Source organism: Psychrobacter sp. AOP5-GZ1-6, assembly GCF_052376345.1.
In the GTDB taxonomy this organism is placed as follows: Bacteria; Pseudomonadota; Gammaproteobacteria; order Pseudomonadales; family Moraxellaceae; genus Psychrobacter.
Map to the genome: position 1 here is coordinate 17078 of NZ_JBQSVP010000009.1, position 16014 is coordinate 33091.

The 16014-nt window shown below is 43.3% G+C and carries 13 protein-coding genes; 12 read left to right on the top strand and 1 reads right to left on the bottom strand.

Annotated elements, in window-relative coordinates; translation table 11 throughout:
• Positions 1–139: 139 nt before the first annotated feature.
• The 11 genes from ACT3RN_RS02630 (at position 140) to ACT3RN_RS02680 (ending at position 13497) form a co-directional block, all read left to right on the top strand.
• Positions 140–1411, top strand: coding sequence for an NRAMP family divalent metal transporter (locus tag ACT3RN_RS02630; protein WP_442074671.1), 1272 nt, complete (start codon positions 140–142; stop codon positions 1409–1411).
• A gap of 386 nt (positions 1412–1797) precedes the next feature.
• Positions 1798–2691 (top strand): methylisocitrate lyase, encoded by an 894-nt coding sequence (gene prpB, locus ACT3RN_RS02635; protein WP_192518458.1) that lies wholly within the window; start codon positions 1798–1800, stop codon positions 2689–2691.
• Positions 2692–2762: 71 nt separating this feature from the next.
• Positions 2763–3416 (top strand): DUF2059 domain-containing protein, encoded by a 654-nt coding sequence (locus ACT3RN_RS02640; protein WP_192518459.1) that lies wholly within the window; start codon positions 2763–2765, stop codon positions 3414–3416.
• A 368-nt stretch (positions 3417–3784) separates the two neighbouring features.
• A complete protein-coding gene (prpC, locus tag ACT3RN_RS02645) occupies positions 3785–4912 on the top strand; it encodes a bifunctional 2-methylcitrate synthase/citrate synthase (RefSeq protein WP_192518460.1) in 1128 nt (375 codons plus the stop codon).
• A gap of 655 nt (positions 4913–5567) precedes the next feature.
• The gene (acnD, locus tag ACT3RN_RS02650) at positions 5568–8225 is read left to right on the top strand and encodes a Fe/S-dependent 2-methylisocitrate dehydratase AcnD (protein ID WP_263972654.1); all 2658 of its coding nucleotides are present in this window, start codon (positions 5568–5570) and stop codon (positions 8223–8225) included.
• Between the two features lie 213 nt (positions 8226–8438).
• Positions 8439–8744 (top strand): type II toxin-antitoxin system Phd/YefM family antitoxin, encoded by a 306-nt coding sequence (locus ACT3RN_RS02655; protein WP_192518461.1) that lies wholly within the window; start codon positions 8439–8441, stop codon positions 8742–8744.
• A gap of 35 nt (positions 8745–8779) precedes the next feature.
• Positions 8780–9040, top strand: a complete 261-nt coding sequence (locus tag ACT3RN_RS02660; RefSeq protein ID WP_037025847.1) for a Txe/YoeB family addiction module toxin — start codon at positions 8780–8782, stop codon at positions 9038–9040.
• Positions 9041–9119: 79 nt separating this feature from the next.
• Entirely contained in the window at positions 9120–10373 is a 1254-nt protein-coding gene (prpF, locus tag ACT3RN_RS02665; RefSeq protein ID WP_192518462.1) for a 2-methylaconitate cis-trans isomerase PrpF, read from the top strand.
• 89 nt (positions 10374–10462) lie between these two features.
• Positions 10463–10816, top strand: a complete 354-nt coding sequence (locus ACT3RN_RS02670; RefSeq protein ID WP_192518463.1) for an immunity 51 family protein — start codon at positions 10463–10465, stop codon at positions 10814–10816.
• 30 nt (positions 10817–10846) lie between these two features.
• Positions 10847–12694: an ABC transporter ATP-binding protein gene (locus tag ACT3RN_RS02675; RefSeq protein ID WP_192518464.1), complete on the top strand. Its 1848-nt coding sequence runs from the start codon at positions 10847–10849 to the stop codon at positions 12692–12694.
• Between the two features lie 182 nt (positions 12695–12876).
• Entirely contained in the window at positions 12877–13497 is a 621-nt protein-coding gene (locus tag ACT3RN_RS02680; RefSeq protein ID WP_192518465.1) for a GNAT family N-acetyltransferase, read from the top strand.
• Between the two features lie 37 nt (positions 13498–13534).
• Here the strand turns inward: ACT3RN_RS02680 and ACT3RN_RS02685 are convergent, their stop codons facing one another.
• Entirely contained in the window at positions 13535–14281 is a 747-nt protein-coding gene (locus ACT3RN_RS02685; RefSeq protein WP_192518466.1) for an SDR family oxidoreductase, read from the bottom strand.
• A 291-nt stretch (positions 14282–14572) separates the two neighbouring features.
• On the opposite strand from ACT3RN_RS02685, the gene ACT3RN_RS02690 reads away from it, so the two are divergent.
• Positions 14573–15961 (top strand): DUF2868 domain-containing protein, encoded by a 1389-nt coding sequence (locus ACT3RN_RS02690; protein ID WP_442074670.1) that lies wholly within the window; start codon positions 14573–14575, stop codon positions 15959–15961.
• Positions 15962–16014 lie beyond the last annotated feature (53 nt).

Sequence of the window (16014 nt, forward strand, 5' to 3'; positions counted from 1 at the left end):
TCGCCTATAAATATTTAACTATCACTGTTTTTATCCTGTTAGTCTTTACCATTTCATTTATAAACATTACTTATTAGTTGCAGGCACTCTGTCACAGGTCAGTGTTAGGGTGTCTCTAGAGATATAATTTGAGGTATGTATGACCGCACAACAAACAAACACGCTTGATAGCGCTACTAACCAGGAAGGCTTTAGTTGGCGTATCTTTGGTCCTGGGATTTTGATGGCGACCGCTGCCATTGGTGGCTCACACCTCATTTCATCGACACAGGCTGGCGCACTTTATGGCTGGCAGCTGGCCATTATTATTGTATTAGCCAATGTTTTTAAATACCCATTTTTCCGTTTTGGTACAGATTATGTCTACGATACTGGTGAAAGTCTGATTGCAGGCTATGCCAAACGCTCTAAGACATATCTATGGGTATATTTTATTCTCTCTATATTATCAGCGATTATTAGCACTGGCGCAGTGTCATTAATCGCAGCCGTTATTCTTGGTTTTATGCTGCCCGCCTCTATTGGGCTGTCTACCATTACATTGGCATGGATAGTGACAATTGTATGCTGGGTATTTTTGATTGCCGGTCACTACAAGCTGCTCGATGGTGTAACCAAATGGATTATGATTGCGCTAACGATTGCTACTGTAGCCGCAGTTGTCATCGCTGCTGGCAGACCGACCGTTATGGCCGTTGACTTCGTTGCAGTCACGCCTTGGAATTTGGCCACATTAGGTTTTATCGTGGCCCTCATGGGTTGGATGCCAGCGCCGCTTGAGTTTGCTGCCATTACATCCATGTGGACCTCTGCAAAACGTAAAACAGACCATACCACTCACAAACAAGGTTTGCTTGATTTCAATGTCGGGTTCTTGGTATCTGCTATTTTAGCGTTGTTCTTTCTATCACTAGGTGTTTTTGTTCAATATGGCTCTGGTCAAGAGATTCAAACGGCAGGCATTGCCTATATTGATCAGCTTATTAATATGTATACGGCGACCATCGGTGAATGGTCAAGACTATTGGTCGCTTTTATTGCCTTTATGTGCATGTTCGGCACAACGATTACTTGTGCTGATGGCTACGGCCGAGCCAATGCTGAGTGCTGGCGCTTACTCAAAGGTGAAAAAGCGATTAATAAAAAACAAATCTCATTTTGGACGACTTACGCTATCGGTGGTGGTTTGGTTATTATTACCTTCTTTGCAGGACAGCTAGGTACTATGCTCAAGTTTGCCATGATATCAGCATTTGTCTCTGCGCCTATCTTTGGTTGGTTGAACTACTCACTGGTTAAAAATCAGCAAAAACTATCAGCAGGCATGAATATTTACTCGATTGTGAGCTTATTATTCCTAGGTGGTGTTGCCTTGTTATTCTTAGCCAACCTTGCAGGTCTCTTTGGTTAAGTGAGTTTATTACAACGTATCTAAAAACGTTGCGTCCAAAAATGCAGTACATGCAAAAAACATAAAACCCCTTTTAGCTAGGCTAATAAGGGGTTTTTCTTGTTTGATATCTATCAATATCTGACAAGTCTTCCTATTATCTTTGTAAATAAATGTAAATATTCAAAACGGCTTGCCTGAATAGTTTTACTAAAATGAATAGTAATTTATATAGAATGCTATTTTTTGGATAATGCTATTTAATAATTGAATATTATTAATATTAATTAATATACTATTTAAATATAATAATTACTAGGGATAAAAACATACTTTTCAGCGAGCAATAATTGAGTATAATCGATGGCAACAAAGATAATATCACCCCTCTAAGTAAGGATTAAGACATGACTTTACCATCGGCTGGCACGCGCTTTCGCAGTGCTATGAAACAAAAAAATGATAACAACCAACCCTTACAGATTGCTGGCGCGATTAATGCTTATACCGCGATGATGGCGACTCAAGTTGGTCACCAAGCGTTGTACTTGTCTGGTGCGGGCGTGGCAAATGCTTCATTTGGCCTACCTGATCTGGGTATGACGAGTTTAGATAACGTCTTAGAAGATGCTCGCCGTATCACCGATGCGGTTGATACACCACTATTGGTAGATGTCGATACTGGTTTTGGTGGTGCGTTCAACATTGCTCAAACTATCAGAAAAATGGAAAAGGCAGGCGTGGCAGCAGTACATATCGAAGACCAAGTGGCTCAAAAGCGCTGTGGTCACCGACCAAATAAAGAAATCGTTAGTATTGTAGAGATGGTAGATCGCCTAAAAGCAGCACTAGATGCCAAAACCGATCCTGACTTTGTGGTGATGGCACGTACTGATGCATTGTCTGTAGAAGGTTTAGATGCAGCTGTTGAACGCGCCGTTGCCTTTCAAGAAGCTGGTGCTGATATGATTTTTGCAGAAGCATTAACCGATATCAAAATGTATCGCAAGTTTACGGATGTCCTAGACATTCCTGTACTGGCCAACATGACAGAATTTGGTCAGACTGATTTATATACCACTGACCAGCTATACAGTGTGGGTGTCGAGATGGTGTTGTATCCACTATCCGCATTTCGTGCGATGAACAAAGCAGCACTAAACGTTTATCAACACCTGTTGAACGATGGCACACAAGAAAAGGTCGTTGATACTATGCAGACTCGTATGGAACTGTATGATTTTTTAAACTATCATGAGTTTGAGCAAACACTAGACAAATTGTTTGCCGATAATAAGTAATACCAAAAACTAAACCGTTTTTTATTACTTTTATTTTAAAAAATCAACCCTCCCCTACTTTTAGGTTATTTATGTCATTTTTTACTGCTAATACCATCGCTAAATCTTCAATGCTTAGCTGCACGCTTGCCGCTCTGTTGCTGACAACAGGCTGTGATAAAACACCAGAAACCGTTGACGAAACCACTAGTGAGGCGAGTGAGATGAGCGCCTCTACTGCTGCCGAAACGTCACCAGCTACTACTCAAGATAACTTGCTGATGACAGAAATGACATTAGATACTGTTAACAATTTCGTATTTACTCCGCTTATTAGTAGTGGATCGCTCAATGCAGAGCAAGTAAGCTGCCTTGAATCGCGCGACAAAGACTTGGGTAGAGAAGAAATTAATAACTTCTATAACACAGAGTTTACCGATGCAGAGTTACAAGAGTTAGAGGCGTTTTATAACTCAGATCTAGGGAAAAAACTGATCGCCTTTGGTAACGAACAAATACGCATTATGAGTGGCGAAGAAGTCGAAACACCGATGGAACAACCTACCAAAGAAGAAATGGCAGAAATACAAACCTTTATGCAATCACCAGTTGGCGCTAAGTACATGCAGCTAAACAAGGCTCAAGGTGAAGGCAGTGTAATGCAAGCAATGAGTGCACCGATTCAGGCTGAGTTCGATCGTTGTAATATTACTGTTGATTTAGATGCACCACAACCACAGTCTTAGTTGCACACAACCAGCGCTATAGTCAGTCAACAATAAGCAAAGAAACTGCTTAGGGTGTGTCCCCATGTTGAACATAGAGATAAAAATGAGATAAATAGCAGTCAAACTAAGAAAAATAGTGCAGATAATATCGAGATATTAGCAAGCTACTTAACGCAGTTTGGCAAATACTTAGCCATTTTTAGCCCATTTAATACTGATTGTTCAGATTGGGGACACGCCCATAGACTTCTTGCGAAAGTGTCAGTTAACTGGTTTCTAATAACGAAACCATAAAAGCTAGCAATGACTGATGCAAGAAGTCACATTATAAGAAACACCTTTTTTTACTTTTCACCCAAAAAGCTACCAACAAAAGGAATTCAATCATGGCAGCACAAAAACAACTTTCAGGCGCAGGTCTACGAGGTCAGGTCGCTGGCAAGACGGCACTATCAACCGTTGGTAAATCAGGCTCAGGTCTGACGTATCGCGGTTATGACGTATCAGAACTCGCAGACAAATGCATCTTTGAAGAGGTGGCCTACTTGCTACTTTATGGCAACTTGCCAAACCAAAGCCAACTTGATGCTTATCAAGCCAAGCTCAAAACATTACGTGGTCTACCACAAGCGCTAAAAGACGTACTTGAACGCATCCCAAGCGATTCGCACCCAATGGATGTACTACGTACCGGTTGCTCTATGCTGGGTAACCTTGAAACTGAGACTGACTTTGCCGAAGAAAAAGACAAAACAGACCGCATGTTGGCGGTTTTCCCATCAATCATCAACTACTGGTATCGCTTCACGCATGACAACGTGCGTATCGAAACCGAAACGGATGATGAAACCATCGGTGGCCATTTCTTACATCTGTTAAAAGGCGAAAAACCAAACGAGCTACACACAAAAGTGATGAATATCTCACTTATTTTGTATGCTGAGCATGAGTTCAATGCTTCAACCTTTACCGCTCGTGTGTGTGCGTCTACCTTATCTGACATTCATTCTTGTATCACAGGTGCAATTGGCTCATTGCGTGGTCACTTGCATGGCGGTGCGAACGAAGCTGCGATGGATATGATTGAAGGTTTTGGTTCAGCCGATGAAGCCGAAACCGAGATGTTAGCTATGCTGGCACGTAAAGATAAAATCATGGGCTTTGGTCATGCCATCTATAGCGAATCAGATCCTCGTAACGTCGTAATTAAAGGTTGGGCTGAGAAGCTAGCCGCTGACGTTGGTGATGAGGTGCTATACCCCGTATCAGTACGCTGTGAAGAGGTCATGTGGCGCGAGAAAAAACTGTTCTGTAATGCTGACTTTTTCCATGCGTCTGCTTATCACTTTATGGGTATTCCAACCAAACTGTTCACTCCAATCTTTGTGTGCTCACGCTTAACAGGTTGGGCATCTCATGTATTTGAGCAACGTGCTAACAACCGTATCATCCGTCCAAGTGCAGAATATACGGGTGAAGAGCTGCGTCCAGTACCAGATATGAGTGCGCGTTAATTATTTAAAGTAGGATAATTTTTTTAAGATGTGCTTTGCGTGCTGAGAGTTAGACAACCTTTAACTGGCGCGCATGGCACACTCTATACTTAACTTTTGATATCTATGTTTACGTTTGGAGAAGTATGATGACAGTATGGCCATCATATGTCGTTTGGGTGGCAAGCTTCTTATGGTTAGTGGTATTACTAATCAAACCTATCGTCTATCCTCACCAAAACCAAAAGACGTCAAAAGTAGATATATTTATTTTCATAATATCAGCAATCACTCTACTCAGTTTTAGTTATACCAGTATCAAGTTTACGATGGATTTTTCTCAGAATAGTTTAAGTCGAGAGTGGTTAGATTTTTTGCTCAACTTATGGGGTTCTTTGTTTGTCATCAATATAGTATGCATGATAATGGCTTGGGCTAAATTATTTCGCCAAAATGCTCCGTCCTCGCATACCAATTGGTTTTTTATATTCACTACGACATTAGGAGTCGGTCATATACTGGCTTTAGGATCTTATGTTTAAACGTTCAATATCATTTTTTTAGCAAAGTCTTTTTTATCGCTTTTTATCGCTAAAAACGAGAAAACCAACGATTTTGCTAAGAGAATATCTTTTATTAATTTTAATCTAAACCAGCTAACCGCCAAAGGTGACTTATGGACAATGCACTAGTACAACCAATGAACGAACCCTTTAAAAAACCACTTCCTGATACTGACCTTTACTACTTTGACACCCGAGAAGCTGTCGAGAGCATCGAAGCTGGCGCGTATGACAAACTACCTTTCTGTTCAAAAGTATTGTGCGAAAACCTAGTACGCCGTTGTCCACCAGAAGAGCTAACCAATGCACTTAAGCAGCATATCGACCGCAAGCAAGACCTTGACTTTCCTTGGTACCCTGCCCGTGTCGTTTGTCATGATATTTTGGGTCAGACGGCTTTTGTTGATTTGGCTGGCCTACGTGATGCTATCGCTGAGCAAGGTGGCGACCCTGCTAAAGTAAACCCTATCGTGCCAACTCAGCTTATCGTTGACCATTCATTAGCTGTTGAGCATGCAGGCTTTGAAGACAATGCGTTTGAGAAAAACCGTGCCATTGAAGAGCGCCGTAATGATGACCGTTTTCACTTTATCAACTGGTGCGAATACGCCTTTGATAACGTAAACGTGGTGCCACCAGGTAATGGCATTATGCACCAAATCAACCTAGAAAAAATGTCACCTGTAGTACAAGTGGTACAAAACAAAGCAGGCGAAAAAGTCGCTTTTGCCGATACGTTAGTGGGTACAGATAGCCACACACCAATGGTCGATGCGCTCGGTGTTATCTCAATCGGTGTGGGCGGATTAGAAGCTGAAAGCGTGATGCTCGGCAATCCATCGTATATGCGCCTGCCTGATTACGTGGGTGTCAAACTTACAGGTAAATTGCAAAAAGGCATTACTGGCACGGATTTGGTACTGGCCATGACTGAGTTTTTGCGTGATGCCGGTGTGGTTTCTACCTATATAGAATTCTTCGGTGATGGCGCACGCCAGCTGACTGTCGGTGACCGCGCCTCTATCTCCAACATGACGCCTGAGTATGGCGCAACTGCTGCGATGTTCTATATCGATGAGCAAACCATCGACTATCTGCGTCTGACTGGTCGTAGTGAAGAACAAATCAAACTGGTTGAGCAGTATGCCAAACAAACTGGCCTATGGGCTGACGGTATGAAAAAAGCCGAATACGCACGCGTGCTTGAGTTTGATCTGTCATCAGTAGGCCGCAATTTGGCAGGGCCTTCGCGTCCACATGCCCGCGTATCGACCGATGATTTGGTTGCCAAAGGCATCGCTCACGCTCCTGATGAGAAACTACCTGAATCAAAGGACGGTTTGATGCCAGATGGCGCAGTGATTATCGCGGCTATCACCAGCTGTACCAACACCTCAAACCCGCGCAATATGGTAGCAGCAGGCCTGGTGGCTCGTAATGCTAATGCCAAAGGATTATTACGGAAACCTTGGGTCAAATCATCCTTAGCACCTGGCTCAAAAACGGTCAAAATGTACCTAGAAGAAGCAGGTCTGATGCCTGAGCTACAAGAAATCGGTTTTGACGTGGTTGGTTTTGCCTGTACGACCTGTAACGGCATGAGTGGTGCGCTAGACCCTGATATCGAAAAAGAAATCATCGACAATGATTTATTTACCACGGCAGTACTCTCAGGTAACCGTAACTTTGATGGACGTATCCACCCTTATGCCAAGCAAGCATTCTTAGCATCGCCGCCATTGGTTATTGCGTATGCCATCGCTGGCAACATCCGTTTTGATATCGAAAAAGACTCATTGGGCAAAGACCAAGATGGCAATGATGTTTATCTAAAAGACATTTGGTTTGATGACGAAGAAGTCGATGCTATCGTTGCCGCTGCCGTTAAACCTGAACAGTTCGATGCCGTTTATATTCCTATGTTTGATGAAACCAAAAAAGACATGGGTAAAACGCTAAGCCCTTTATATGACTGGCGTGAGATGACCACCTATATCCGCCGTCCACCGTATTGGGAAGGAAAAATGGCGAAGAAAAATACCCTAACAGGTCTGCGTCCGCTTGCCGTACTTGGTGACAACATCACAACCGACCATATGTCGCCATCAAATGCTATTCTTGGCTCATCAGCAGCTGGCGAGTATCTAGATACTATGGGTTTGCCTGCTGAGGACTATAACTCATACGCTACTCACCGCGGTGACCATTTAACCGCGCAACGTGCCACCTTTGCCAATCCTAAGTTATTGAACGAGATGGTACGCGATGAGGAAGGTGAAATTATCCAAGGCTCATTGGCCCGCGTCGAGCCAGAAGGTCAAGTGATGCGTATGTGGGAAGCGATTGAAACCTACATGAACCGTGAGCAACCGCTTATCATCATCGCAGGTGATGGCTATGGTCAAGGCTCTAGCCGTGACTGGGCTGCCAAAGGCGTGCGTCTCGCTGGTGTAGAAGCCGTCGTTGCTGAGGACTTTGAGCGTATTCATCGTCAAAACTTAGTTGGTATGGGTGCCCTACCTCTGCAGTTCGAAGAAGGCACGACTCGCAACACGTTAAATATCGATGGTACAGAAACCTTTGATGTCACAGGTGAAGTCTCTGCTGGCGGATTGATGATGTTGGTGATTCATCGTACCGACGGCAGTATCACAGAAGCGCCTATTATTTGCCGCTTAGATACAGCTGATGAAGTAAAAATGTATAACGCGGGCGGTATGCTACAACGCTTTGCCAAAGAGTTCATCGAAGGTACGTTAGATATTGTTTAAACCTTTAGTATGATATGAGTATATAAGGAGCCGATGTTGTATAACCTTTTTATATGACATCGGCTTTTATTTGCTTTTGCGTTCTATACACTGAGTTTTGTCACTTACTCCTAAGTATTAGATAGTAGCTAAATATTGAGTTTACTTAATCAATGGCGTAATATGTACCATATATTGTACAAGTTATGCAAAATATCATGAAAGGAGTAAGCCATGAGAGTCGTTAGTTTTTCAGAAGCCAGAAAACACCTAAAATCCGTCCTAGATACGGTAAACGATGATGCCAACGCCACTATCGTAACCCGCCGTGACGCTGATGATGCGGTTGTGATGTCGCTTGATTATTACAATAGCCTGATGGAAACTGTCTATCTATTAAAGTCTCCTGCCAATGCAGCGCACTTAGCGGATTCTATTGCTCAATATAAAGCTGGCAAGACCGTTACGCGTGAGCTAATTGATACGGCAGAAGATAGTGATGACAATGAGCATGCGGATAACGACATTGAGAGTGCTTAAACTCAAAGGCTTGAATCAACGCAAAGGGTCTGACAATGAGTGAACAACTAGCATGGACAGATGCTGCGTGGAAAGACTACCTGTACTGGCAAACGCAAGATAAAAAAACACTCAAACGTATTAACAAACTTATCACCGAATGTAAGCGTAATCCGTTTGAAGGCATTGGCAAACCTGAACCCCTAAAAGAAAACCTATCTGGATTTTGGTCAAGACGCATCGATGATGCCAATCGGTTGGTATATGCCGTCGATGATAACTATCTGACGATTATCTCTTGTCGCTATCATTATTAATAAGCACTTTTAGTCATTCATGTTTACTTGCTGATGGCACCATCCTAATCTTACAACAATATAAAAAGGACTTAATACAGTGGCTCAAACCAATCCTAAATCCAAACCTTCTTTCGCTCCGCAAATATCAGTCCCCGCCACCTATATGCGCGGTGGTACCTCAAAAGGCACTTTCTTTAAACTGTCTGATTTACCTGAGCGTTGCCAAGTCGCTGGCGAGTCACGTGATAAGTTTTTGCTACGTGTGATTGGTAGCCCAGACCCTTATGGTAAGCAAATCGATGGCTTGGGTAATGGCAGCTCTAGCACCTCAAAAACGGTTATTTTATCTCCAGCAAATGATGACAGCCACGATGTCAATTATCTATTTGGACAAGTCAATATCGCCAAACCCATGATTGACTGGGCGGGTAACTGCGGCAACTTAACCGCAGCTGTTGGTGCTTGCGCCATTAACATGGGGCTAGTTGCTGCCGACAAGATTGCTAATAGCATCGATGACAATACTAAAAGCGGCATTTGTGAAGTACGCATTTGGCAAGAAAACATCGGCAAAACTATCATTGCCCATGTTCCCGTCTATCAAGACGCAGATAAAAAAGTCCAGGTTCAAGAAACAGGCGACTTTGAATTAGACGGCGTCACCTTTCCCGCCGCTGAAGTCAAAATTGAGTTTATCGATCCAGTCGATGCCACCAGCGACATGTTCCCTACTGGCAACTTGGTCGATGACTTCGATGTAACGGGTTGCGGTTTAAATACCGATAGCGTCAAAGCTACCTTTATTAGCGCTGGTATCCCGACCATCTTTATGAAAGCAGAAGATTTGGGGTTTATGGGTACTGAATTGCAAGGTGATATCAATAGCGACAGCGAGCTACTTGCTAAGCTTGAGACTATCCGCGCCAAAGGCGGTGTGGCGATGGGATTATTTAAAGATGTGAGCGAGGCACAGACCAGTCAACACATTCCTAAAATCGCTTGGGTGGGCGCAGCACAGAGCTATACCGCCTCTAGTGGTAAGTCGGTCGATGCTGGCGAAATTGATTTAGTGGTACGTGCCATGAGTATGGGGCAATTGCATCACGCCATGATGGGTACAGCAGCTGTCGCCATTGCTGCAGCAGCAACCACACAAGGAACCTTAGTAAATGAGGCCGCTGGTGGTCAGAAGTTCGATGAAGTACGTTTTGGTCACCCATCAGGTACTCTACTAGTAGGCGGCAAAACAGAACAAGTCGATGACCGCTGGCAAGCCAAAAAAGTCTCGATGAGCCGTTCAGCAAGGCGTATCATGGTTGGTGAGGTTTTTGTGCCAGCAGATGCTTTTTAGTACGCCTCATAAGTAAAAACTAACAAATTGATAACTCCTAAGTGTTAGTATTAAGATCTGTTTGATATTCAAATATTAGGTATAACACAATGAGTAGGCAAGATTTTGAGCAAGTCATCAGCCCTTTCTTCTGGGTCGAGCACGAAGATAGCGTTTCTGTATGTTTGAGCGATGTGGGTTCTTATAAAGCTGAAGTTTTTGCCACACGTGCCAACGAAGGGTTTGAAGGCAATGGTTATGATTGGGGAAGTTTAGCCACTGTATTCTTGCAAGAAAAATATCCAGAATGGCAAAATGTGATCAAATTCGATCCAGAAGGCAGTATGTTTGTGGCGTATTCATCAGATAAAAATGCCCTGAGTACTTTTACTGTGGCCTTTAAGCAAGCATGCGATGACCACAATTTGATAGTAGATTTATTTTCACGTGCTGAACTAGATTAACTAACGGTAATCGCTACGGTTATTTTCGATATGCCAACCCCACCGCGCCGCGTTCCACTTAATATCAAGCCGCCCACCAATAAAGCAGAACGGGGCGCTTTACTGTGGTCTATCCTCAAAAAGCTAGCCGTGTTTGCCGCGCCTTACAAAGCGTTAATTTTACTCACGTTGATATTAACGGTACTCGGCTCGTTTACCGCGCAGGTCAACGCTTTTGTATTGCGCTACACCGTAGACACCTTAACCGACATCGCTACCCTCACCGACCCTTGGGCGGCGGGTGGACGTATGCTAGGTATTATTAGTGCGGTGCTACTCATCAAAGAAGTATTGTCTATTTTTATCTCATTTGGGCAACGCTACTTTGGCGAAAGAATCCGCATCAATCTCTCAAGAGATTTATCTCAAAAGGTGGTTGAGCGTATTCTCACCTATCGCATGGCATTTTATACCAGTAGCAATAACGACAGCGGCAAACTACAAACCCGTATTGACTTAGGTGTCAGTAGCCTCACCAGCTTGGTACAGAACTTTTTTATTGACATGCTGCCGTTATTTGCCAGTGCCATTGTGTCACTCGTCATCATGTTTTCTACCAATTTTTGGGTAGGCATGGTTGGTCTTATCATTGTGCCCATTTATTTCTTTATCAGTCAAAAACAAGCCAACCGCCTGCAAGGATTTCGGCGGCAAATGCGTGGTTACCGCGAAACAAAAAGCGGGCTGGTTATCTCCTTAATTAACGCCATCAGCGTGGTCAAGTCTTTTGTACGCGAACCCATTGAAGCCCAAAAGCACTTGGCGATTCAAAAAGACATGACTGACAATCAGCTACGTATTCGTAGCATTGCTTTTATTTATGATGGCGTCAAAACCTTTATCGAACAGATTGGCGTGGTGATGATTATCTTACTCACGGCCTATTTTGTGCTAAAAGGCGAGATGACCATTGGTATGATTTTGTTTCATGTCATGCTGTTTCAAAATGTCGCCGCGCCCATTCGTCAGTTGCATCGCATTTACGATCAGATCAACAATGCACTAACCTATGCCGAAGGATTTTTTGATATTTTAGAAGACGACAAGCAAGTCGAGACGATTGGTGGCTTACCAAGTCAGCAGTTGCAAGGCCACATTGAGCTAAAAAACGTCGATTTTACTTATCCTAATGGTACCAAAGCCTTAAACGATGTCAGCTTTACCATTAAACCCAATCGTATTACCGCGCTAGTGGGTTTAAGCGGTGCTGGCAAGAGCACCATCATCAATCTGTTGGTTAAATTTTATGAGCCAGAAGCCGGTAGTATTTGCTTAGATGGTCATGATTTAGACGACTATGATACGCAAGCTTTACGACAGAAAATTGGCCTTGTGCTACAAAGCAACCATATTTTTTCGGGTACGATTGGTGAAAACATTCGTTATGGAGACATGAGTGCAACGGACGAAGATATCATTGCCGCTGCTAAAAAAGCGTCAATACATCAGCAAGTCATTGCCCTACCAAGTGGCTATGACAGCGAAGCCAAATCGCTGTCTGGTGGTCAGCAGCAGCGCATTGCACTGGCTAGGATGTTTTTGAAGGATCCGCCTATCGTATTTTTGGATGAACCAACCGCCAGTCTTGATGCCATTGCCAGTCAGCAAGTCAAAAAAAGCTTGGATTTGATCAAAAAAGATAGAACCGTAATTATTGTGTCGCACAATATTGCGCAGATTATTGATGCTGATGATTTGGTAGTGATAGAAAATGGCCAAGTAGTCGAGACAGGCACGCATGAGGAACTGTATAAACAACGTGGCAAGTACTTTGAGATTTTTAGCGCCATGTCTGACAGCTTGAATTTGGATAAGATCAGTCAAACGCTACATGGTTAGCAATGGTTAATACGTGCTTAAATCGTTATAATGATCCTTACTTAAAAAATTCTAGGGTCTATTGAACAGTCAAATAGCGATTAGCCGTACTAATGTTTGAATGTTTAATAGACCCTAATCGTTACTATAGTTAAAAGTCGCTATAGCCAAATCCAAATCAATCCGCTAAAAGCTGCTTCATTATGACCTGTAATTTTTCTGTTAAAACGTTCGATGAACTTACCTCGGTTGATCTTTATCATATTTTAAAAGCGCGCTCGCAAGTGTTTGTGGTCGAACAAAACTGCGCTTATCAAGATATGGATGAGCTGGATTTTGACTGTCTGCATCTGATCGCCCATCAAAATGAGACCCTGATCGCATATTGCCGAATCATTCCGCCTGAATTTAATAAGTTAAAATCTAACCTGTCGGTAGCCGACGCCGCACCGAGTGATACCTCTATGTCTGCGATTGGTCGCGTGCTGGTATTAGCAGAGCATCGAGGTGGCGGCTTAGCACGGGATATGATGAACCATGCTATTGCACATTGTCGTAAAAAATATGGCAAAAAACGCCCTATCATTATCTCTGCACAAGCCTACTTGCTAGATTTTTATCAGTCTTTAGGGTTTGTACCCGAAGGCGAACACTACCTCGAAGACAATATTGAGCATGTAAAAATGGTGCTACATGTGGTCAAAAAAGTGAAAGTAAAAAAAGAAAGCACAAGCTCTACTTCTACCACGAGTAAGATTCTCAGCTTTTTACTATTAATCATGTCAGCGTTATTCGTTTTAGGTTTACTGTACTTGATGACCTAAAGCAACGACTCGCTCATTTCTCACCGCTATACCGCTATCACCAAGAAATAGACTCTCCAGCCCAATCTACAAAACTGCCTGATTGTGCTGCCGTCATACCACTCAGTACTTCTAACAAGCATTCAGCACTATAGGCTGGCGAGAATAAATGTCCGTCAGCCACATTGCCTTGAAACGGCGCTGATAGTTGCGTGTTAACCGTTCCTGGCTGCATGACTACCACGCATACGTCCTTGAACGACCTACCCCATTCGATGCTTAGGTTTTTCATTCCCATATTGAGTGCAGCTTTACTCATCCGGTAGCTATACCAACCGCCCAATTGATTGTCACTGATACTACCCACTCGCGCTGATATCGTCGCAAAAACAGCGGGTACCTTGTTGCTGCGCTTAGCTTTTACCAGCAATGATTTCATATGCTTAGCAATCAGCAAACTGGCTAGAGCGTTTACTTGCATATTCTGTAAAAAGAAATCCGTCTCCATCTGGCGCAGGGCTTTCTCCGGTTGCTGCGTTTCAGTATGCAATAATCCCGCACAGTTAATGACCCAGTCGATATGATCCGTGTGCTGTTTGATGATGTCAGCCGCTTGTTCGATACTGCTCTCATCACAGACATCCATCGATATCCAGTGTAGATTGGCTGCTTCAAAATCAGGTAGGTTCTTATTATGAGTAGCAAAGACAAACGTGTCATGTGCTGTGTTGGCGGTTAGCTGCTCTATCATCGCCTTACCAATGCCACCTGTACCACCAATGATTAGATAGGTTTTATTATTCATGATGATTTTCCTGCTCTTATTATTTGAGTTTTTATTAGTTTTATAGTACTGAACATAGCTTATTTTGGCGTACGCTTAGGGTTTTTACCGTAATGAAAATGTTTAAAAGATGGGCACTTATGAATCATTCCTATTCGTTTATTGGCAAAATCATCAGCTTATGCCTAGTCTAGTGTAATCTTAGCGATTAATAGCCCTGATGTTTGAATGTTCAATAGACCCTATATATAGGCTACAATAACCAATTATTGCTATTTTACCTTAACGCTTTTATACGGATGTTATCGCATTATGCTATCACCCCAAGACCAATTAACTGAGTTGGTACGCACGCTTGAGACACAGCAGCATGTATTTGCCACTGACCCGCTACTCATCACGGAAAAGCTGCAAAATGAAGATGGCAAACCGATACAAAAGCTGCATCGCCGCGCTTCACGTATTGACAGTAATGGTGCACTGACACGAGTATTGGGTAAGATTGATGGCCGTATCAAAGGCATCATGGTCGTAATGAGTGTGGTGTGGTGCATCTCAGGATTTTTGGGCTTATTTACGCTACTACAGGCCAATGTGGTGAATTTCTTTTATGTGTTGGTTTGCTTATTAGGGTTTCATACTATTATGCTCTTAGGCTGGCTTGCCATGACTTTGGTTAATCAAGGTAAGCAATCATCCAATTGGTTCGCCAGTTTTGTCAGTCCCAGTTATCTGATACGTGGTAAGGATGATGTGACCAAGGCGGCTGTGAATTTGTACGAACGTCAATTACATCATAGCGGTATGTGCTGGTATCTTGGCAGGTTCAGCCATCAATTGTGGCTTGCGACATTGACAGGTATGTTATTGGCAATTGTGTTTTTGTTGATTGTGCGTCAGTACAGCTTTAGTTGGGAGTCGACACTATTATCTGATCAGGCGCTTATTACTTTGACTCAGATATTAGGCTGGCTACCTAGCATGGTGGGATTTGGGGTGCCGGACAGTGCGGCTATCGCACAGAGTCGATTGGTGACAGATGCTATGCCGCTATCTGTTGCGCGGCAATGGGCCGGACTACTAATCGGTAGCTTGCTGATGTATGGCATCGTACCACGAGCGCTTGCTTGGGGGGGGTGCGCCTTAATGTTTCGCCGAAAAAAAATGCGTTTAGATCTTAAACTGCCTTATTATCAGAAGATTTTGAGTTTTTGGCAACGCCAAGTGGTTGACGCCGATGACTTTAATGAGGCACCTACTCCTATCGCACCGAAAGCCACCGTGAGCGCTGGCAAGAAACTGGTTGCACTGCTTGAATACCCAACCGAGCAAGATAGCTGGTGGCAATCAGGTTTTGATAACACACTTGAGGGCGATGTGGAGAATTTTGGCATATTAGATGATCGTGATGATATGGCACGGTTAAAAACGTATCTAGACAATCATCCAGTACAAGTGTTACTCGGTATTCATAATAGAGCATTGCCTGACCGTGGCACATTACGCAAACTTGATCAGATTGCCAGTCATGCAAAAGAGGGACTGATTGTAAAACTACTGAACGACACGGGTCTGACTGTTGATGCTTCAGATTTGCATACGTCAGAATCACAGCAAGTAGAAAACCAAGGCCTTCGCTATCAGCAGTGGCAGACTGCGTTATCTGCACGAGAAATTGGTTTGGTCGATACAGATGCGTAGAGCAATTCACCTATCATCTACCTACCACCTACTAGTGCGGCTTAACGCTTAAG